This is a genomic window from Kitasatospora sp. NPDC086801, assembly GCF_044745805.1.
GTDB lineage: Bacteria > Actinomycetota > Actinomycetes > Streptomycetales > Streptomycetaceae > Kitasatospora.
Map to the genome: position 1 here is coordinate 61,484 of NZ_JBIVAX010000027.1, position 18,955 is coordinate 80,438.

At 74.3% G+C, this 18,955-nt stretch carries 18 protein-coding genes; 7 read left to right on the forward strand and 11 right to left on the reverse strand.

The annotated features are described in order from the left end of the window. Positions 1–52 precede the first annotated feature (52 nt). Complete coding sequence (locus tag ACIPLC_RS25295; RefSeq protein ID WP_400475295.1) at positions 53–457, forward strand: RidA family protein; 405 nt, start codon at positions 53–55, stop codon at positions 455–457. A gap of 63 nt (positions 458–520) precedes the next feature. Here ACIPLC_RS25295 and ACIPLC_RS25300 read toward each other — a convergent pair whose 3' ends face one another. After that, positions 521–673 carry a hypothetical protein gene (locus tag ACIPLC_RS25300; protein WP_400475296.1) on the reverse strand — a complete coding sequence of 51 codons (153 nt, stop codon included), beginning with the start codon at positions 671–673 and terminating at the stop codon, positions 521–523. Between the two features lie 355 nt (positions 674–1,028). On the opposite strand from ACIPLC_RS25300, the gene ACIPLC_RS25305 reads away from it, so the two are divergent. The 3 genes from ACIPLC_RS25305 (at position 1,029) to ACIPLC_RS25315 (ending at position 3,805) form a co-directional block, all read left to right on the forward strand. Continuing rightward, the gene (locus ACIPLC_RS25305) at positions 1,029–1,781 is read left to right on the forward strand and encodes a ScbR family autoregulator-binding transcription factor (RefSeq protein WP_400475297.1); all 753 of its coding nucleotides are present in this window, start codon (positions 1,029–1,031) and stop codon (positions 1,779–1,781) included. Between the two features lie 412 nt (positions 1,782–2,193). Continuing rightward, positions 2,194–3,042: a BTAD domain-containing putative transcriptional regulator gene (locus ACIPLC_RS25310; RefSeq protein WP_400475298.1), complete on the forward strand. Its 849-nt coding sequence runs from the start codon at positions 2,194–2,196 to the stop codon at positions 3,040–3,042. Positions 3,043–3,130: 88 nt separating this feature from the next. Further along, positions 3,131–3,805 carry a ScbR family autoregulator-binding transcription factor gene (locus ACIPLC_RS25315; protein ID WP_400475340.1) on the forward strand — a complete coding sequence of 225 codons (675 nt, stop codon included), beginning with the start codon at positions 3,131–3,133 and terminating at the stop codon, positions 3,803–3,805. Between the two features lie 71 nt (positions 3,806–3,876). On the opposite strand, the gene ACIPLC_RS25320 is transcribed toward ACIPLC_RS25315, so the two are convergent. Continuing rightward, a complete protein-coding gene (locus tag ACIPLC_RS25320; protein ID WP_400475299.1) occupies positions 3,877–4,659 on the reverse strand; it encodes an MBL fold metallo-hydrolase in 783 nt (260 codons plus the stop codon). Positions 4,660–4,749: 90 nt separating this feature from the next. Between ACIPLC_RS25320 and ACIPLC_RS25325 the strand changes: the two genes are divergently transcribed. The 3 genes from ACIPLC_RS25325 to ACIPLC_RS25335 all read left to right on the forward strand — a co-directional run bounded on the left by ACIPLC_RS25325 (position 4,750) and on the right by ACIPLC_RS25335 (position 8,701). Continuing rightward, positions 4,750–5,358, forward strand: coding sequence for a CGNR zinc finger domain-containing protein (locus ACIPLC_RS25325; protein WP_400475300.1), 609 nt, complete (start codon positions 4,750–4,752; stop codon positions 5,356–5,358). A 231-nt stretch (positions 5,359–5,589) separates the two neighbouring features. Further along, the gene (gene ligA / locus ACIPLC_RS25330; protein WP_400475301.1) at positions 5,590–7,656 is read left to right on the forward strand and encodes an NAD-dependent DNA ligase LigA; all 2,067 of its coding nucleotides are present in this window, start codon (positions 5,590–5,592) and stop codon (positions 7,654–7,656) included. A gap of 253 nt (positions 7,657–7,909) precedes the next feature. Then, on the forward strand, positions 7,910–8,701 hold the full coding sequence (locus ACIPLC_RS25335) for a putative protein N(5)-glutamine methyltransferase (RefSeq protein ID WP_400475302.1): 792 nt from the start codon (positions 7,910–7,912) through the stop codon (positions 8,699–8,701). Positions 8,702–8,784: 83 nt separating this feature from the next. Here the strand turns inward: ACIPLC_RS25335 and ACIPLC_RS25340 are convergent, their stop codons facing one another. The 9 genes from ACIPLC_RS25340 to blsG form a co-directional block, all read right to left on the reverse strand. Continuing rightward, positions 8,785–9,216, reverse strand: a complete 432-nt coding sequence (locus ACIPLC_RS25340; RefSeq protein ID WP_400475303.1) for a PPOX class F420-dependent oxidoreductase — start codon at positions 9,214–9,216, stop codon at positions 8,785–8,787. 91 nt (positions 9,217–9,307) lie between these two features. Continuing rightward, positions 9,308–10,645: a M1 family metallopeptidase gene (locus ACIPLC_RS25345; RefSeq protein WP_400475304.1), complete on the reverse strand. Its 1,338-nt coding sequence runs from the start codon at positions 10,643–10,645 to the stop codon at positions 9,308–9,310. A 146-nt stretch (positions 10,646–10,791) separates the two neighbouring features. Then, complete coding sequence (locus ACIPLC_RS25350; protein ID WP_400475305.1) at positions 10,792–11,292, reverse strand: nucleoside 2-deoxyribosyltransferase; 501 nt, start codon at positions 11,290–11,292, stop codon at positions 10,792–10,794. Between the two features lie 5 nt (positions 11,293–11,297). Further along, positions 11,298–11,918 (reverse strand): class I SAM-dependent methyltransferase, encoded by a 621-nt coding sequence (locus ACIPLC_RS25355; RefSeq protein WP_400475306.1) that lies wholly within the window; start codon positions 11,916–11,918, stop codon positions 11,298–11,300. A gap of 137 nt (positions 11,919–12,055) precedes the next feature. Then, entirely contained in the window at positions 12,056–13,888 is a 1,833-nt protein-coding gene (locus tag ACIPLC_RS25360) for a hypothetical protein (protein WP_400475307.1), read from the reverse strand. Between the two features lie 82 nt (positions 13,889–13,970). Next, on the reverse strand, positions 13,971–15,266 hold the full coding sequence (locus ACIPLC_RS25365) for an MFS transporter (RefSeq protein WP_400475308.1): 1,296 nt from the start codon (positions 15,264–15,266) through the stop codon (positions 13,971–13,973). After that, a complete protein-coding gene (locus ACIPLC_RS25370; RefSeq protein WP_400475309.1) occupies positions 15,263–16,504 on the reverse strand; it encodes an ATP-dependent carboxylate-amine ligase in 1,242 nt (413 codons plus the stop codon). The genes ACIPLC_RS25365 and ACIPLC_RS25370 overlap by 4 nt, the downstream gene beginning before the upstream one ends. Beyond that, positions 16,501–17,679 carry a DegT/DnrJ/EryC1/StrS family aminotransferase gene (locus ACIPLC_RS25375; RefSeq protein ID WP_400475310.1) on the reverse strand — a complete coding sequence of 393 codons (1,179 nt, stop codon included), beginning with the start codon at positions 17,677–17,679 and terminating at the stop codon, positions 16,501–16,503. Before ACIPLC_RS25375 ends, ACIPLC_RS25370 begins: the two co-directional genes overlap by 4 nt. After that, positions 17,676–18,935: an arginine 2,3-aminomutase gene (blsG, locus tag ACIPLC_RS25380; protein ID WP_400475311.1), complete on the reverse strand. Its 1,260-nt coding sequence runs from the start codon at positions 18,933–18,935 to the stop codon at positions 17,676–17,678. Before blsG ends, ACIPLC_RS25375 begins: the two co-directional genes overlap by 4 nt. Positions 18,936–18,955 lie beyond the last annotated feature (20 nt).

The window sequence follows — 18,955 nt, forward strand, 5'->3', positions numbered from 1 at the left end:
GAGAGTCCAACGATGGGCGCGAACGTTCGGCCGCGACCCTTCGGAGTGCCCCATGAGCAGCGCCGTCAAGCTGATCCGCAGCTCCCGCCTCGCCCCGGCCGTCGACTACGCCTACGCGGCTCTGGTCGACGCCCCGGCCCGTTCGCTCTGGCTCGCCGGCGCCTGCCCGCTCGACGCCGAGGGGCGGACGGTCGCCGTCGGCGACTACGCGGGCCAGGCGCACCAGGTGATGCGGAACCTGATGACCGCGCTGGAGGACGCCGGCGCCGGGCTGACCGACGTGGCCCGGACGACGGTGTACGTGGCCTCCGCCGACCAGGCCGACCTGGTCGCGGTGTGGGACGTGTACCGCACCTACATGGGGGAGCACGACGCACCCAGCACGCTGCTGGGGGTGTCGGTGCTCGGCTACCGCGACCAGCTGGTGGAGGTGGAGGCGGTGGCCGTCCTGCCATGACGCCCGCAGGCGGCCTCAGCGGCCTGGTGGCCTCAGCCGCCTGGCGGCCTGGCGGCCTGGCGGTCAGGAGGTGGCGAGCAGGGCGTCCAGCTTCTGATGGCCCTCGACCACGCCGTGCTCCATGCCGCCGGCCAGGATGGCGTCCCGGGCCTCCCTGCCGGTGACCACCGACAGCACGGTGACGCGGGTGCGGCCCTCGCCGGCGGGCTCGAACACGGCGGTGTCCAGTGGGACGCCGTCCGGGTGGCCCTCGAAGGTGAAGGTCGAGACGAGGCAGCCGGCCGGTCGGACTTCGTGGAAGGAGCCGTAGAAGGCGGCGACCTCTTGGCCTCGCGGATGAGGAAACCGATCGTTCGGATTTTTCCTGGGTGGGCGATGCATGGTGCTGGTGCCGCTTTCGGCCGTCCGACGAGGGAGCGGCGGCCCGTGGGAAAAATGCGGAGGATTCGGGTGGGGGCAAGGAGTGTTTGAGGCGATTCCCCGACATCATCTTGTCGTCCGTAGGCCACCGGTAGCTAAGATACGGGGTGTTTGGTTTTGTTTTCCGGGAGCTCTGGGTGGGGTGGTTGCGGTGGTTCGGCAGGAGCGGGCGGTCCGGACGCGTCGGCTGATCCTGGAGGCGGCGGCGTCGGTCTTCGACGAGTTCGGCTACGAGGGCGCCACCATCGGCGAGGTGGTCTCGCGGGCCGGTGTGACGCGCGGTGCGGTGTATTTCCATTTCGCCTCCAAGCGAGATCTGGCCCAGGGCGTCGTCGAGGAGCAGTTCGTCCAGGACGGTGTGCCCGAACGGGGCTGCAAGCTCCAGGAGTTCGTGGACACCGGGATGGTGGTGGCCTATCTGATGCCGCGTGATCCGCTGCTGAGCGCGGGGGCCCGGCTCTCTCTGGGCCAGGACGTCTTCGACGACCTCGGCGGCGGTGCGATCCCCGGCTGGATCAGCCGGCTGGAGGCGCTGCTGGTCGCGGCCGGCGAGCGGGGCGAGCTGCTGCCGCACGTCGTCCCGGCCGACACCGCGTGGCTGGTCACGGCGGCGTGGACGGGTGTGCAGATCCAGTCGCAGAAGCTCTCCGGGCGGGCGGACTTGGAGCGGCGGGCCGCCGGGCTGTTCCAGCACCTGATGCCCAGCATCGCGGTGCCGGGTGTGCTCGGCTCTCTGCAGATGGGCCCGGACCGCGGCGCCCAGGTGGTCGCCGAGGTGGCGGCCGCCCGTGCGGCGGAGGGCGCTGAGGCGCAGGGCGGGGCGCGAGGCGAGGCGCGGGGCGGGGCGCAGAGCGGGGCGCGGTCGGCGGCCCGGGTGGTCGCGAACGAGGTCGGCGTGGGCTGACGGTCCGGCATCGGCCGGAAATCGCCTCGGCCGGTGTGGAGCTGACCGGGGTTCGGGGCCTCCCCGGGTGCGGGGGCGTCCGGGTGGTGGTCGGCGGTCGGCGGTCGGTGCCGGGGCCGGTACGGGGTGCGGGCGAATTGGTGGCGGCGCGGGATCCACAGGGGTCCGACGCCGCCTTCGGTTTGCCCGCCCTCCGCTGCGCGTGGTGCCCGGGTCGTGGCGCAGGGTGGTCGTCGCGTCCGCCCGTCCGGTGGAGGCCACTCATCCCACAGAAACAAACAGCGCGTTCGGTTTTGTATTGACAAACCGCGCGTCCTGTTTTTGACTGGTGACAGTCGCCCTAGGGGTGTCGACCCGGGTGCCGGCCGCGGCGGATCCGCCTGCGGCGTTCCGTGTGATTGGGGTGGTCATCGTGGAAATTCGGGTGCTCGGGGCCTTGGACGTCCGGGTCTGCGGGGTGTCGGTGGTGCCATCGGCGCCGAAACCGCGTCAGGTGCTGGGACTGCTGGCCCTGCGGGCCGACCAGGTGGTGTCGGCCGGGGTGCTGGCCGAGGAGCTGTGGTCGGGCCGCCCGCCGCGCAGCGCACGCACCACCGTGCAGACGTACGTGCTGCAACTGCGCGACATGATCGACCGGGCGCTCGGGCAGGTCGGCCCGGCGGCGGGGGTCTCCTGCGCCAAGGACGTGCTGGTGACCTCGCCGGGCGGCTACATGCTGAACAGCGGCGGCGGGTTGACGGACGTCCGGGAGTTCGAGCGCCTGGCCGGCATGGGCTACCGGGCCATGGACGGCGAGGACCACCCGCTGGCCGCCCGGATGCTCGGCGAGGCGCTCGGCCTGTGGCGCGGACCGGCCTTCGCCGACGTCCCGGCCGGCGGCCAACTCGCCGTCGAGGCCAAGCGGTTGGAGGAGACCCGGCTCTGCGCCCTGGACCAGCGGATCGAGGCCGACCTGCGGCTGGGCCGCCACCGCGTCCTGCTCGCCGAACTCACCGTCCTGGTCGACCGCTACCGCACCCACGAGAGCCTGCACGGCCAGTACATGATCGCCCTGCACCGCTCCGGCCGACGGGGCGAAGCCCTGGAGGCCTACCAGCGCCTGCGCAACACCCTGGTGCGGGAGTTGGGCATGGAGCCGTCCACCGGACTGCGACGGCTACAGCGCTCCATCCTGCTGGCCGGCCCGGAGCGCCCGGAGCGCGACGCGGTCGTGGCCGGTTCGCCGGAGGCGCCCGTCGCCCGGTTCACCCGGGTCGGCTGAGGGCGCGCCGAAGGCGCCGTCGCCGCCGGGACGCTGCTCGTGTGTGGTCGGAACGTGCTCGTCGTTGTGAGGGGTTGTGGGTCGGGTGGTGCAGGAGAGGTCGGAACGGACACGCGGACGGCTGGTGGAGGCGGGGGCGGTGCTGTTCGACCGCTGCGGCTACGCCGGGGCCACGCTCGGCGAGATCGCCGGTGCGGCGGGAGTGACGAAGGGCGCGCTCTACTTCCACTTCGCGTCCAAGGAGGAGCTGGCGCAGGCGGTGTTCCGGCAGGCCGAACGCTCGCTGCGGGGCGCCTGTGGCGCCCTGCGGGCCACCTCCTCCCCCTTGCAGACACTGATCGACGCCGACTACTGGCTGGTCGACGCCCTGGGGTCGGACGCGGTGATCCGGGCGGCGTTCCGCCTCGGCCGGGAGGGCGGCTGGCGGTCGCAGACCGCCGTGCCCGCTCCCGCCGCGTCCGCCTCCGGTGCCCCGGTCGCGGGCGTGCGGGGCTTCCACGGCGTCTGGGCCGGTGTCGTCCGGGACCTGCTGACCGGTGCCCGGCGCGCCGGCGAGCTGCGCGACCGGTCGGGCGGCCCCGGCCCGGAGACCCTGGTCGTCGCGGCCGCCTGCGGGCTGGAGGTCGTCTTCGGTGACGGCTGCCCGGGCGAGGAGCGCGCCCGCCGGGTCGGCGCCCTGTGGGAGTGGCTGCTGCCCTGCCTCGTCCCCCCGGGTTCCTCCGACGCCTACCGGACCAGGCCGCTGGCGCCGCTGCCAGGCTGAGCGCTCGGTGCGGATGGCTCACCGGTGGACGGGCGGGGCGTTCCGTGCGGAGCGCCCCGCCCGGGGCCCGGTCACGCGGTGTGGAGGCGCTCCGCCAGGCCGGCGGCCGTGAAGGCGGCCACCAGGTCGTCGCGGCCTTCGGTGAAGTGGGCCCAGCTGTCGTGGTGGACGGGGACCACCCGGCGGGCGTCGAGGATCCTGGCGGCCTCGGCGGCCTGCACGCTGTCCAGGACGAGGGGCGCACCGTCGAAGAGGGCGGGGAAGCGGGGAGCCCCGGCGAACAGGATCGCGGTGTCCACGGGCGCGAACCGTTCGGCGATCTCCTCGACCGCCGGGAGCGAGGCGTTGTCACCGCTGACGTAGACGGTGGGCAGCCCTTCCCCGGTCAGGACGAAACCGACGACCTGGCCGGTGGCCGCCTCCACCTCTTCGCGGGCCCCCGGGCCGTGGAGGGCGGGTACGCCGGTCACGGTGAGGGTGTCGCCGCCGGGGCGGTCCAGCGTGACCGACTCCCAGTCGGCCAGTCCCCGGGCCGTGCCGCCGAGGCGCAGGCCGCCGCCGGGGGTGGTGAGGGTGAGCGGGACGTCGGCCAGCAGGGCCCGGCCGGAGTCGTCGAGGTTGTCGGCGTGCTCGTCGTGGGAGAGCAGGACGACGTCGATGCGGCCGGCGTCGGAGGGACTGCCGGAGGAGGGCGCGGTCTTGGTCAGCACCGGGCCGCCGGGCCGCCGGTAGTCGCCCGGGTCGTCGAAGGTCGGGTCGGTGAGGAACCGCAGGCCGCCGTACTCGAAGAGGGCGGTGGGGCCGCCGAAGAGGCGGACGGGGAACTGCTCGACGGTCGTGTCGGAAGAAGCCATGGTGAAGCAAACCTCACGGTTGGGAGCGGTTTATCCGTGAGGAACGCTAACCGGTTCTCATGGATGAGCGCAAGCGCTACCATGAGACTCATGACGGACACCGCGGACACCGCCACCGACGAGACCGCCGTGCCACCCGCGCCGGGCGAGCAGCAGTACCCCTCGCTAGCCCTGGTCAACAGCGCTGTCACGCTGCCCGGCGGACACGTCGTCGACCGCCTCGGCACGCCGGCCGCCGCCGGCCGGTGGCTCCTGGAGCACGGCCTCGCCCCGGCCGACGCCGGTCTTCAGGAGATGTGCACGGCCCAGGTGCGCTCGATGCGCGAACAGGTCAGGACGTTGTTCGCCGCCCGCGTCGCGGAACTGCCCGCGCCCTCCTCCGCGCTGGCCGCCGTCAACGACGCCCTGACCCGCCTCCCCACGGCCCGGCTGCTGCGGTGGGACGACGGCAGCGGCCCCTACCGGGCGGCCCCCCACCCCACCACCGAGATCGTCGACCACGCCCTGGCCACCCTCGCCGCCGACGCCGCGGACCTGCTCACCGGCCCCGAGGCCGCCCGCCTCACCGCCTGCGGCTCCACCCCGTGCACCCGGTACCTCCTGCGGCACGGCCGGCGCCACTGGTGCTCCACCCGCTGCGGCGACCGCGCCCGCGCGGCCCGCGCCTACGCCCGGCGCACCCGGCCCCAGCCGGACTGACCGGGCGGCCCCGCTCGCGCCCCTGACCGGCGCCCTCGAACAACGCCCCTGACCGGTGCCCTCGATCAACGCCCTGACCGGAGCCCTGTTCGGTGGGCCTTTGGCCGGTGGCCTTTGGTCGGTGGCCGTCACCGACGGCCCCGCCCGGCGCGAACCGCCCCCGCCGGGCCCGGCCCGCGCGGCCCGCGTTCGAACGGGCCGAATGTCAGTGCGGCTCGCCATGATGGCGGTATGAAGGACGCAGCCACCATGGCCTCTCCCGCCGCCCTGGCCTCCCCGCAGGCCTACGCCGACGCCGTCGCCGCCGCCGTGCGGGCCGCCGCCGCGTACTACGCCGACGGCTCCGCCCCGCTCGGCGACGACGAGTACGACGCCCTGGTACGGGCGATCGAGGCCTACGAGCGCGAGCACCCGGACGAGGCGCTGCCCGAGTCGCCCACCGGCAAGGTAGCCGGCGGTGCGGCGGTCGGTGACGTCCCGCACAGCGTGCCGATGCTCTCCCTCGACAACGTCTTCTCACCCGAGGAGCTGGAGTCCTGGGCGCTCGGCCTGGAGCGCCGACTCGGCCGACCGGTCGCCGCCTGGTGCGTCGAACCGAAGCTGGACGGCCTCGCCGTCGCCGCCCGCTACCGGTCCGGCCGGCTCACCCAGGTGCTGACCAGGGGCGACGGCCTGGCGGGGGAGGACATCACCGCCGCCGCCGACGCGGTGCTCGGCCTGCCCGCCCGGCTCGCCGAGCCGGTCGACGTCGAGCTGCGCGGCGAGGTGCTGCTCACCCACGAGCAGTTCGAGCAGGCCAACACCGTCCGCACCGCGCACGGCGCCACCCCGTTCGCCCACCCGCGCAGCGGCGCGGCCGGCACCCTGCGCGCCAAGGACCGCCCCTACCGCGTCGAGCTCACCTTCTTCGCCTACGACGCCCTCGGCCTGCCCGACCTCGACCACGCCGACCTGCTCGCCCGGCTCGCCGCCCTCGGCGCCAACACCGCCGCCGCCACCGACGCCGCGCCCCGCCGCTGCGCCACCCTCGCCGAGGCGCAGCAGCGGATCGACGAGATCGCCGGCCTGCGTGCCGCGCTGCCCTTCGGGATCGACGGCGTCGTGGTGAAGGCGGACGCGGTGGCCGACCAGGAGACGGCCGGTTCCGGGTCCCGCGCACCGCGCTGGGCGGTCGCCCGCAAGCTGGCGGCGCAGCACAAGGTCACCCGGCTGCTCGGCGTCGAGTGGAACGTCGGCCGCACCGGGATCATCGCGCCCCGGGCCGTCCTCGAACCGGTGGTGATCGACGGCGTCACCGTCACCTACGCGACCCTGCACAACCCGGCCGACATCGGGCGCCGCGGGCTGATGATCGGCGACCAGGTGTTCGTCTACCGGGCCGGGGACGTGATCCCGCGGGTCGAGGCGCCGCTGGTCGACCAGCGCACCGGCGCCGAGCAGCCGATCGCCTTCCCCGAGGTCTGCCCGCGCTGCGGCGACGCCATCGACACCTCCGAGCAGCGCTGGCGCTGCGTGCGCGGCCGGGCCTGCCAGGCCGTCGCCTCGGTGATCTACGCGGCCGGGCGCGACCAGCTCGACATCGAGGGCCTCGGCGGCACCCGCGCCGTCCAGCTGGTCGAGGCCGGGCTGGTCGGCGACCTCGCCGACCTGTTCACCCTCACCAGGGAGCAGCTGCTCACCCTGGAGCGGATGGGCGACACCAGCGCCGACAACCTGCTCGCCGCCATCGAGACCGCCCGCAGCCGCCCGCTGAACCGGGTGTTCTGCGCCCTCGGCATCCGCGGCACCGGCCGGACGATGTCCCGCCGGCTCGCCGCACACTTCGGCAGCATGGTCGCGATCCGCGCCGCCGACGCCGAGGCGCTGGCCGGCGTGGACGGCATCGGCGCCGAGAAGGCCGCCGTGATCGTCGCCGAACTCGCCGATGTGGCACCGCTGTTGGACCGGCTCGCGGCGCAGGGCGTCGGCGCGGCGGTGACCGGGCCGACCGCTCCCGCCGCCAAGACCGCGGACGGCGGCGCGGCGGCCGCGGAGGACACCGCGGCGGGCCCGCTGGCCGGCCAGAGCGTGGTCGTCACCGGCAGCATGACCGGAGCCCTCGCCGAACTCTCCCGCAACGCGATGAACGAGCTGATCGAACGCGCCGGCGGCAAGGCCTCCTCCTCGGTGTCCAAGCGCACCACCCTCCTCGTCGCGGGCGAGAAGGCCGGCTCCAAGCGGGCCAAGGCCGAGGAACTCGGAGTGCCCGTCATGACCCCGGAGGAGTTCGCCGCCCTGGTCGCCGAGCAGCTCGGCTAGGGCCTGTTCCGTACGAGGCCCGGAGCACTGGCTGATCGCCCGCGCGGGGGGTGCGGTAGGGTGGCCGACGCCGTGTATGACCGCGACTCAAGGAGGTGAGCCCCATTACCGGTAGGTCCGAGCGGGTGCTCCCGGAGCGCGGTCGTGCGGGCGCCTCGCGCGCGTAGCGCGGACGCGTCGGCGCGGTGCCGGCCCTTGCGGGAGCCCTGACGGAGTCGTTTCGTCCTCCTCCCGATTCCCCCAAGGGGTCCTCTTGTCGGTTTTTGCCTCCGCCGCTCTCCGTTCCTCGGTCGTCACCCGGCTGCGCGCCGCCGGTTGCGTGTTCGCCGAGGACGAGGCGCGGGTCCTGCTCTCCGCCGCCGCCACACCGGCCGACCTGGCCGTGATGGTCCGCGCCCGGGCCGAGGGCCGGCCGCTGGAACACGTCGTCGGCTGGGCCGAGTTCGCCGGGCTGCGGATCGCCGTCGACCCGGGCGTGTTCGTCCCGCGCCGCCGCAGCGAGTTCCTGGCCGCCACGGCCACCGCGCTCACCGGCCCGGGCGCCGTGGTCGTCGACCTCTGCTGCGGCAGCGGCGCCCTCGGCGCCGCCGTGGCGGCCGCAGCCGCGCACCCGGTCGAGCTCTACGCGGCCGACGTCGACCCGGTCGCCGTCCGCTGCGCCCGCCGCAACCTCGCCGGGCCCGGGGCTCCGGTCTTCGAGGGCGACCTGTTCGTCGCGCTGCCCGCCGCCCTGCGCGGCCGGATCGACGTGCTGCTCGCCAACGTCCCGTACGTCCCCAGTGCGGACATCGCGCTGCTGCCGCCGGAGGCCCGGCTGCACGAGGCCCGGCCGGCGCTGGACGGCGGCGCCGACGGCCTGGACGTGCTGCGCCGGGTGGCCGCCGAGGCGCCGCACTGGCTGGCCCCGGGCGGTGCGCTGCTGTTCGAGACCAGCGAGCGGCAGACGCCGACGGCCCTGGCCGTCGCCCGCGCGGCCGGCCTCGACGCCGCCGACACCTGGTGCGAGGACCTGGACGCGACGGTCGTCACCGCGACCCTGCGCTGACGGGCCGCCACCCGGGCCCGTCCCCGCCTCCCGGTGGCCGGGCGGGGCCGGCGGGTGGCACGGCGCGTCCGGGGGCGGTCGGATCAGATGCGGGCGCCGTAGACGTGGTCGACCGGGATGGTGATGAGCACGCGGCGGTCGGAGACCATCGCCGCGCGGTACTCCGCCCAGTCGGGGTGCTCCCCGGCGGCCCGGCGGTAGTAGGCCACCAGCGCCTCGACCTCGGCGCCGTCGGGGTCCGGGCCCGGGCCGGTCAGGATGGCGACGCCCTCGGCGGTGGCCCAGGACCGGCCGTCCGGCCCGGTCACCTCCAGACTGACCCGGGCGTCCCGGCGCAGGTTGGCGGTCTTCGCCAGGCCCTCCCGGGTGGAGATGAGGATGGCGTTCGCCTCGGGGTCGTAGAAGGGCATGACGGGTGAGAGCTGGGGGCGGCCGTCGGCCTTGATCGTGGCGAGGATCCCGAGCCGGCTCTCCGCGAGGAGCGCGTACGGGTCGAAGGCGGTGGTGGAGGTCATGGCAGCATCATCGGGCTTCACGCCGGTGTGAAGGTCAAGGCGCGGCAGGCGTGTTGCGCCCGGTGTGGATCCCGGACCGCACGGCGTGCCGTCAGCCGTCGATGCGGTGTTCGCGCCAGAACGGGGTGAGGTCGGTGCCGGTGGCGGCCTGGGCGGCGGAGGTGAAGGCGGCGGTGGTGGAGACGCCGTACCAGTGGGCGCGGGCGTAGTCGTGCAGCAGGGTGGACATCGTGTCGGGGCCGAGCAGGCGGCGCAGTTCGTGCAGGGCGCAGGCGCCGTGGTCGTAGACGACGGCCTCGTAGCGGGTGGGGTGGGCGTCCCAGTAGCTCATCGGGTTGGTGAGGCGTTCGGCGTCGGACGCCCAGGGGGTGGCGGTGGTGCAGCCCTCGCCGGTGCGGCCGAGGGCGAGGTCGGTGGCGTACTCGCTGAAGGACTCGTCCAGCCAGGGGGAGCGGTACTGGTCGTCGCCGACGATGCCGTACCACCACTGGTGCGCCAACTCGTGGACGAGCGCGCTGGGTTTGACCCGGTCGAGGACGAAGGCCGGGTACTCCATGCCGCTGAACCAGAAGGCGTTGTCCAGGACGACGGCCAACTCGCCGTACGGGTAGCGACCGTAGCGGGCGGAGTGCGCGTCGATGGTGGTGAGGGCGAGGTCGAGCATCCGGCGGGCGTCCTCGGCGGTGACGTCGGCGGCCGCGTAGACGCCGATCCGGACGCCGTCGGCGGAGCGGCCGGAGATCCGGGTGAACGGGCCGGCCGCCCAGGCGAAGTCGCGGACCTGGCGGGCGGCCGCCCGGGTGACGGTCCGGCCCGCGGAGCCGGGGGTGTCGACGGCGCTGCCGGTGGCGGGGACCAGCAGGTCGGCGGGGTGGTCCAGGGTGACGGCGAAGTCGGCGGCCAGGGCGTAGAAGGACTCGCCGTTGCCGGTGTACGGGTCGAGGTGCCAGCCGGCCCCGTCCCGGACGGCGAGCACCGGCAGGGCGTTGCCGAGGAAGCTGAAGGCGCCGTCGCGTCCGAACCGGTCGGCGGTGGCGGCGGTGTCCGGGGCGTCGATGGCGAGGTCGAACTCGACCGCGCCGGACGCACCTCGGCGCAGCGGACGGGGCAGGGTGACGCGCAGCGCGGTGCAGCCGACCGAGTAGTCGCCCGGCAGGCCGGACACCCGGACCTGCGGGGCCGCGCAGCCGCCGCGGGAGTTGTCCCAGAGCCGCAGGTACACCTCGCGCAGCGGCTCCGGTGAGGTGTTGGTGAAGGCGATCCGCTCGTGGCCCCGCCAACTGCCGCCGGTGGCGTCGCTGCGCAGGGTGACGGCGTAGGCGGGGTGTGCCGGGGTGCGGGCCGGGTCGGGCCCGGGCCGCGGTGGCGGGGCCGCGGCCGCCGACAGGAGGACGGTGAGGGCGGCGAGCAGGATGGGGGTTCGTCGCATCGGTCGTGCTCCTGTCGGCGGCTGTCGGCTGTCGGCTGTCGGCTGCCGGTCGCCGGTCGCCGGTCGCCGGTCGCGGGTCGCCGGGTCGCCGGTCGGGGGTCGGGGGTTGAGACCCGGGTGTCGGTGCCCGGGACGGTCTCCCGGCGTCAGCGCCCGGGAGCGGTCTCCCGGTGCCGGCTCAGCACCCGTTCGACCGCCCGGTCGACGGCGGGCAGCGTGGTGGCGAGGTCGGTGTAGACGACCTGTTCGACGGTCGCCACCGTGTGCAGGCCCTGGACCAGGAAGGTGTACTCCCGGCCGCGTTCCAGCAGCAGCACGATCGGCTTGCCGAAGGCGCTCGCCCAGCCGATCTCGATGTGGGTGCCGGGGGAGGGCGGGAACCCGGGCAGGGCGACGAACAGTTCGGCCTTGCGGATCTCGTCCTGGTCGAGCTTGGTGCACTGCTCGGGCCGCATCAGTTCGGCCCCCCACGCCTCCCGGCGGTGGGCGTTGTGCACGGCGACGCCCTGGGCCTCGAAGTGCTTGATCAGGAGGTCGAACGGCGCCCGGGCGCCGTCCGGCATCCGGCCGGTGGCGGGGTCGAGGAGCTGGATGAACGGCCCGGCCAGGAAGATGGACCGGGGCGGGGCGCTGGTGTGGGTGGTCATGGCGGTCAGTCCTTGAGGAAGCACTGGATGTAGGCGTCGCCGCTGGTGCCGAAGGTGTACTCGGTGGTGTCGTAGGCCGTGTACGGGTGGCGTTCGACCCGGATGGAGCGGAAGTGCGGCGTGTACTGCCAGCGCAGCTCCGGCTTGGTGCTGAAGAAGGGGATGAACACGCCGCCCGGGCGCAGCACCCGGACGACCTCGGGCATGGTCCTGGCCCACAGCTCGGCGTCGGTCCACACCTCCATGTCCAGGGCCGGGTCGAAGAACATGCCGTCGATGCTCTCCGAGGGCAGTTCGAAGATCCGCCGGAAGAAGTCGCCGCGTTCGACGGCCAGGTTGGCGGGCAGGTCCGGGTGCTTGGCGCGGAACAACTCCTCGACCTCGTCGAAGAGTTCGAGGACGGTGTGGCTGCGGGTGGCCGGGTTGCGGGCGATCCGCAGGGCGGACAGGCCGAGGCCGAGCCCGACCTCGTAGAAGTCCCGGCCGTACTCGCAGAGCAGGTCGGCGCTGGCCCACATCAGGTCGCGCTCCCAGGCCTGCATGGCCTGTTCGCCGCCGATGCTGAGGGTCACCTCGCCGTCCTGCTCGATGAGTTGGATGTCGGGCTTGGTGGCGGGCGTCGTCATGGCTGTCGTCTCTCTCGTGGTGTGGGGGGGCGTCTCGTGATGGGGACGGGGTTCGTGACGGGAGTGGGGTTCGTGACGCGGGACGGGTTTCGTGACGGGGGATCGGTCTCGTGGCGGGCCGTGGCGGGCCGTGGCGGTCAGCGGGGCAGGACGCCGAAGTGGCGCCGGGCGGTGGAGACGGCGAGGTCCTGCACGGCGAAGACGGTGAAGTAGTACGCCTGCGGGGCGGTGGCCGGGTCGAAGCGGACGCGGAACCCGACGTCCTGCGGCTGCCCGCCGGTGGCCCGCACCTTGACCAGCTCCGGTTCGACCCGGGTGTCCTCGCGCAGGTAGGTCGGCACGAACAGGCCGAGCCGGACGGGTCCTGTGCGGGCGGCGTCGAGGACGGCGCGCACCTCCAGGACGCCGCCCTGTTCGACCTCGTCGGCGCTGTACGCGAGCAGCGCGGGCGCCTCCGGCAGCCGGAAGGTGACGTCGCCGCAGCGCATGCAGACCGCGCAGGCGGTGTCCAGGACGTGCGGGAGCAGGCCGCGCCGGGTGAACTCCTGGGCGGGGCGGCCGCAGTGGCAGGTGACCTCGCGGACCTCGGGGTCGAGCGAGCTGCGGTCGCCGAAGTGCGCCGGGTAGTTCATCAGCTCGTCCTCGGGGTTCGCCGCGACCTGCCCGGCGATCACGTGGTCGAGCGACTGCAGGTCGGCGGTGAGCGAGGTGTGGATCTCGTCGGCGGACTGGTCGGCCAGGTGGGTGGGCCGGGCCACCCAGAGGTCCACCTTGCGGGCCAGCTTGGTCAGTCGGGGGCGCAACCCGTGGTTGTGCGGCAGGAGTTCGGAGCCGAGCAGGGCGTTCAGCCGGCGGCCGACGGTGAGCACCAGTGGGTCGGGCCGGTGGTCGGCCGGCTCGGGCGCGGGGTGCGGGGTGTCGGGCAGGCCGAAGCGCAGGAAGGCCGGGTACGGGTGCGAGCCGGCCAGGCTGGCGTTGAGGGTGTCGACGGAGTCGGCGCCGGTGAGGGCCGAGCGCATCCAGGCGACGTTCTCCGGCCGGTCGGAGTCGTGCACCGAGACGGCGGCGACGACGGTGCGGGCGGGCCCGTCCAGCGCGTTGAGCAGCAGCTGGTACTTGGGGTCGTACAGGGCGAGGTCGGCCAGCGGCCCGCTGTTGCAGGCGCTGAGCACCACCTCGACGGCGGTCACCCGGTGCAGCGGGACGAGCTTGTCCTCCGGCTTGTAGCAGGGCAGTCCGTAGGCGCAGCGCGGGCCGAGCAGCCCTGGGCGGGACGGGACGACCGGGTTGAGGCCGCAGATGGTGAACTCGCCCAGGTTGACGCTGTCGTCCTTGCCGTGGCCCTGGAAGGCGACCTTGCGCCAGCGGGTGCCGAGGATCGCGGACTGGATGTCGACGCGCTCGAAGTCCCGGTCGTCGAAGACCTGGACGCCGGGCAGGTGCGGCGGCCGGTCGGTGTCGGTGAACAGACCGAGGGCGTCGATCCCGGTGTTCGGGCGGGCGTACTGCTTGGCGATGTTCCAGGCGAGCGAGGCGGCGTCCCGGCCGCTCAGCAGGGTGAGGGCGTGGGTGCGGCTGCGGTAGGTGGCCAGCAGCAGGGAGCGGACCGGGTCGAGGGTGAGCCGGTCGTAGCAGCCGATCAGCAGCAGGCCGCCCGGGTGGTCGCGCAGGAAGGCCGGGGCGTCGGCGAGTTGCTCCTCGCGCAGCCAGGTCCGGGCCAGCGGCCGGGCCAGGTCGGCGACGCCGTCCGGGAGCTGGTCCTCGCCGAGGACGACGCCCAGGTCCAGCGGCCGGGGCCGGTCGAGGGCGGTGTAGAGGCGGGCGGCGAGTTCCGTGCTCTGCGCCAGGTCGTCCCGGCCCTCGACCGGGACGGGCACCGCGACCGCGTCCGGCGCGTCCAGGAACTCCTTGACGGTGGCGGGTAGTTGGGCGAACTTGACCGGCCGGAAGAGCGGGCCTGCGGGCTTCATCGTCGATGACCTCGTGGGAAGGAGGGGAAGGGCGGGCGGGAGGGGTGGGAGCGAACGGCCGCCGGGCGGCGCCGGGAGCCGGTCACGCCGCGCCCTCCCCGGCGGCGGAGCGGTCGCGGTCGAGCAACGGGCGGCAGGCGAAGGCCAGGGCGGCGGCGGCCAGCGCGGTGGCGAAGGCCACGGCGAAGACCCCGCGCGGGCCGAGCGGCTCCACCAGCAGGCCGCCGGCCTGCTGGCCGACCGCGTCCCCCAGCACGGTGGCCAGTGAGGCCCAGGTGAACGCCTCCGCCAGCGAGCGGCCGTCCGCCACCGAGCCGACCAGGGTCATCTCGACGGCGGACACCAGCGCGATCGGAGCGCCGCCGATCGCCAGCGCCAGCCCGAGCAGCGGCTGGGAGGTGGCCGCCAGCGTCAGCCCCGTCCCCAGCGCGTACGCCAGGACCAGGCGCGGGAAGCGCACGGCGGCCGGGACGGCGCACTGCGAGCGCCCGAGCCAGACGGCGCCCAGTGCGCTGCCCACGCCCCAGCAGGCGTAGACCGCGCCGGTGCCGCCGGGGGAGCCGTGCGCGGCGACGAAGGCCGGGATGGCGAGCGTGAGCAGCCCGATCGGCACCGCGCAGGCCGCCATGATGCCGGTCAGCGCCAGCATGGCCGGGTTGCGCAGCGGCCCCGGCAGGTCGCGCGGCCCGGCCGGGTCGGCGGGCCGGGGGTCGGTGCCGGCCGGCAGCCGGACCAGGGCCAGCCCCAGCGCGCCCGCGCCGCCGACCGCCGCGACCGTGGTCAGCGCCAGCGCGGCCGAACCGGCCAGCATCAGCCCGGCCAGCATCAGCGGCGCCCCGATCACCAGGACCTCGGTGAGCACCGCCTCCCAGAGGTAGGCGGTGTCGCGCTCGGTGTCGCTCAGCGGCAGCCGCGCCCACAGCGAGCGCATGCAGGCGTTGGCGGGCGGCAGCGCGATCCCGGCCAGGGCGGCGGCGGTCAGCTGGGCCCAGCTGCCGGGCCGGGTGGCCCAGGCCAGGGCGGCGAGCGCCGCCGGGTAGAGCAGGCCGGTGGCGAGCAGCACCGGTCGGCGCCCGGCGCGGTCGAGCCGCCGGGCGACCAGCGGTCCGCCGGCGGCCATCCCGGCCGTGTACAGCGCGCTGGTCAGTCCGGCCTGCGCGAAGCTGCCGCCCTGTTCGCGCACCACCAGGACGGTGGCCAGCGACATCAGGTAGACCGGCAGCCGGGAGACCACGCTCCAGCCGGCGACGGCGCGCACGTGCGGGCGGCGCAGCAGCGAGCGGACGCGGTGCGCCAGGGTGTCCGGGGCCGCCGGGGCGTCGGCCGACGGCGGCGTGTCGGGCGGCGGGGAGGCGTCGCGGGGCAGGGTGTCGCTCACCGGCCGCCCTCCAGGGCGGGGGCGGGCGCCAGCTCGATGACGAAGGCGCCGAGGACCGCCCGCATCCGCCGCTCCACCTCCTCGATCGAGGCTCCCACCACATGGACGTACCCCGAGGCGTTGTGCGAGGCGCGCCGGGCCGACACTTCGTCGCCGACGCCGACCTTGAGCACCGCGTCGACCACCCCGGGAGCCCGCAGCAGCTCCTCCACCGGGGTGATCCGGCGGACCGTTCCCGACCCCGGTAGCGGCAGCAACAGGTCGCCCGCACACCGTCGTTGACGGTATCTCAGATCGGGCTGCCGCCCCCGGTAGACGTCCAGAGTGGCGCCGAAGACGTCGAAGCCGTACGCGTGCCCGTGGTTGGCCGGGATCTCGCAGCCGGCCAGCCGCAGCCCGATCTCCCCGGCGTACGGCTCGCCGTCGATCAGGAAGAACTCCAGGTGGGCGTACCCGTGGTCGACGCCCATGCCGGTGACGATCCGCTGCACCAGCGCGCGCAGGTCGACCGGCGGGGCCTCGTCGGTGCCGACGCTGATGTTGGCGTTCATCGCGCCGTCCACGATGTCCAGCGGGCGGCACGGCATCGCGCTCGGCCAGGCGTCCAGCACCTCGCCCCGGTGGATGATCGCGCACACCTCCCACTCGACGCCGCCGAGGAACTGCTCGACCATCCAGTCCCGGGCGGTCAGGTCGACGGCGGCGAGCGCCTCGGGGCCGTCCAGCCGGTGGGTGTCCACGCAGGCGAAGGAGTCCACCGGCTTGAGCACCAGCGGCCAGCCGTGCTCGGCGGCGAACCGCGTCACCTCGCCGGTCTCCCGCACCTCGGTGAACTCGGCCGTGCGCAGCCCGAGTTCGCGGAAGCGCCGCTTCATCGCGGCCTTGTCGCGCACCCAGGAGACCTGCTGCCCGGTCAGGTGCGGCAGCCCGGCCAGCGCCGCGAACCGCTGGGCGAGGGCCTGCCGGGGCTCGGACGGGTTGCAGAACCGGCTCGGCGCGACGGGGAGCCCGGCCGCCCACTGCCGGTAGCGCTCGGCCTCCTGCTCCAGCGGCGCCCCGGCCCGCACCCAGAAGGCGGGCAGGTGCGCGGTGTCGCGCAGGTGGTCCGGGGAGAGGTCGGCGCGCAGCTCGTCGAAGCGCAGCAGGACGAGGTGGTCGGGGAGCGTGCGGGCCGCGTGGCGGGCGAAGGAGGAGGCGCGGTCGTCCACCATCAGCAGGACGGGCTCGGGCGGGCTCACACCGCCTCCAGCACGCGCCGGATCGCCTTGACCGCGAACGCCTGCTGCTCCTGCGGAAGTTCGGGCGAGAGCGGTACGCAGAGCGTGCGGTCCAGCAGGTCGCGGGTGCGGGCGAAGCCGTCGCGGCTGAGCGCGAGCGGCCCCTCGGGGGCGTGGTTCCACGGGAAGCCGTCGGCGTACAGCGAGCGGCGGCCGGTCAGCACCGGGTGCTCGGGCAGCAGGTACTTGCCGAGCGTCCAGTTGGCGATGCCCTCGGCGGTGAGGGCCGCCACGGCGGCGTCGCGCAGTTCGCGCGACTCGCAGCGGAAGCGCAGGCTCACCTTGACGTCGCCCTCGGCGCGCGGGAGCGCCCGGAGGTCGGGGCGGTCCGGCAGGTCGGCCATCGCGAGGCCGTACATCCGCTCCAGCCCGGCCAGCACCTCGTCGAGGTGGCGGAACTGCTGGCACTGGACGGCCGCGACCTCCTCGCTGGTGACGAAGTTCTCGCCGTAGTGGGCGTCCTGGTTCCAGGTCGGGTAGTGGCCGGGGACGCGGGCCGAACCGTGGTCGTGGTAGCAGCGCATCGCCGACCAGGCCTGCTCGTCGTCGGTCACCACCAGCCCGCCCTCGCCGGAGGTGAGCACCTTGTTGTGGTGGAAGCTGAACACCCCCGCGTAGCCGGCCGTGCCGACCTGGCGGCCGTCCGGGAAGCGCCCGCCGAGGGTCTGCGCACAGTCCTCGATCACGTACGGCACGCCCTGGGGTAGGGCGGCCACCGAGCCCTCCATGTGCGCCGTGATCACCCGCCGGGCGTCCGCCGGCAGCAGGGTCGGGTCCATGCCGAGCGACTCGTCCGCGTCCACCAGCACCGGGATCAGGCCGCAGGACAGCACCGCGCCCGCCACCGCCACGAAGGTGACGGCGGGAACGTACACCAGGTCGCCGATGGAGGGCCGGGTGGAGATCAGTGCCAACCGCAGCGCCTCGGTGCAGTTGTGCACGGCCAGGGTGTGGCCGGCGCCCAGCCGCTCGCCGACCAGGCGTTCCAGCCGGGAGGCCATGCTCTCCTGCTCGGTCTGGTAGCGGAACAGCACCTGGTGGTCGATCACCTCCTTCAGCTCCGCCATGTCCGACCAGTCGAGGTAGTTGGCGCCGTACGGGAGGAAGCGCTGGCCTTGGCGTTGGTGCAGGGTCATCGGGCGTCGGACTCCGTGATCGGGTGCGTGGTGCCGTCGACGAGGAGCTGCTGGTCGCGGAAGTTGCGCAGCAGCAGGCCGCCGTCGGGCGTCTCGGTGAAGGAGGGGCGGGTGACCGGGATCTTGCCGATCTTCGTGGTCAGGACGTACTGCGGCACGGCGAAGCCGGTGATGTGGCCCTGGAGGCCCTCCATGATCTCCCAGCCCTTCTCGACGGAGGTCATGAAGTGGGCGACCCCGGTGACGTTGTCGCAGTGGTACAGGTAGTACGGGCGCACCCGGATCCGCAGCAGCTCGGTCATCAGCCGGCGCATGGTGGGCACGTCGTCGTTGATCCCGCGCAGCAGCACGGTCTGGTTGCCGACCGGGATGCCGTGCCGCAGCAGGCGGTCCACCGCGGCGGCGGCCTCGGGGGTGATCTCCTTGGGGTGGTTGAAGTGGGTGTTCAGCCACACCGGGTGGTAGCGGGCGAGCATCGCGCACAGGTCGTCGGTGATCCGCTGCGGCAGCAGGACGGGGAAGCGCGAGCCGATCCGGATGATCTCGACGCTGGGGATCGCCCGGAGCCCGGCGACGATCTCCTCCAGCCGGCCGTCCTGGTAGGAGAGCGGGTCGCCGCCGGTGAGCAGCACGTCCCGGATCTCCGGGTGTTCGGCGATGTAGCGGAAGTCCTCGTCGTAGGCGCCGCCCTCGTCGTCCCGGAAGTAGCTGCCCTGGAGGTCGGTGGTGTGGAACTTGCGGGTGCAGTGCCGGCAGTAGACCGGGCAGGTCTCGGTGATCAGCATGATCACCCGGTCCGGGTACTTGTGCACCACCCGGTTGGTCCGGCGGTAGAGGGTGTCCCCGACCGGGTCGACCTCGGCGCCCGGGAACTCCACCAGCTCCTGGGCCGCCGGGACGGCCTGCTGGCGGACCGGGCAGAGCGGGTCGTCCGGGTCCATGAGGGAGGCGTAGTACGGGGTGACGCTCCAGCGGTAGCGGCCGGCCACCCCGACGATGGCCTCCTCCTCGTCGGCGGTGAGGTTGATCCACTGCCGGGCCTTGTCGGCGGTGTTGATGCGCTTGCGCATGTGCCAGCGCCAGTCGGCCCACTCGGCGGCGGAGGCGCCGGCGCGGGCCGCCGGGCCAGCGCTCTCACCACCCGGCCCAGTGCTCTCTCCCGGATCGGTGGTCCCGCCCGGTTCGGTGCTCTCGCTCGGTTCGGTGCTCTCGCTCGGTTCGGTGGTCCGGCCTGGTTCGGTGGGGGCGGGGGACATGGCGGCTCCGTACGAGGTGG

Bases quoted from the DNA above. Each gene is read 5' to 3' on its own strand.
- ACIPLC_RS25295 (WP_400475295.1), top strand. From the start codon at position 53: ATGAGCAGCGCCGTCAAGCTGATCCGCAGCTCCCGCCTCGCCCCGGCC.
- ACIPLC_RS25320 (WP_400475299.1), bottom strand. From the start codon at position 4,659: ATGGCTTCTTCCGACACGACCGTCGAGCAGTTCCCCGTCCGCCTCTTC.
- ACIPLC_RS25325 (WP_400475300.1), top strand. From the start codon at position 4,750: ATGACGGACACCGCGGACACCGCCACCGACGAGACCGCCGTGCCACCC.
- ligA (WP_400475301.1), top strand. From the start codon at position 5,590: ATGAAGGACGCAGCCACCATGGCCTCTCCCGCCGCCCTGGCCTCCCCG.
- ACIPLC_RS25340 (WP_400475303.1), bottom strand. From the start codon at position 9,216: ATGACCTCCACCACCGCCTTCGACCCGTACGCGCTCCTCGCGGAGAGC.
- ACIPLC_RS25345 (WP_400475304.1), bottom strand. From the start codon at position 10,645: ATGCGACGAACCCCCATCCTGCTCGCCGCCCTCACCGTCCTCCTGTCG.
- ACIPLC_RS25350 (WP_400475305.1), bottom strand. From the start codon at position 11,292: ATGACCACCCACACCAGCGCCCCGCCCCGGTCCATCTTCCTGGCCGGG.
- ACIPLC_RS25355 (WP_400475306.1), bottom strand. From the start codon at position 11,918: ATGACGACGCCCGCCACCAAGCCCGACATCCAACTCATCGAGCAGGAC.
- ACIPLC_RS25360 (WP_400475307.1), bottom strand. From the start codon at position 13,888: ATGAAGCCCGCAGGCCCGCTCTTCCGGCCGGTCAAGTTCGCCCAACTA.
- ACIPLC_RS25375 (WP_400475310.1), bottom strand. From the start codon at position 17,679: ATGACCCTGCACCAACGCCAAGGCCAGCGCTTCCTCCCGTACGGCGCC.
- blsG (WP_400475311.1), bottom strand. From the start codon at position 18,935: ATGTCCCCCGCCCCCACCGAACCAGGCCGGACCACCGAACCGAGCGAG.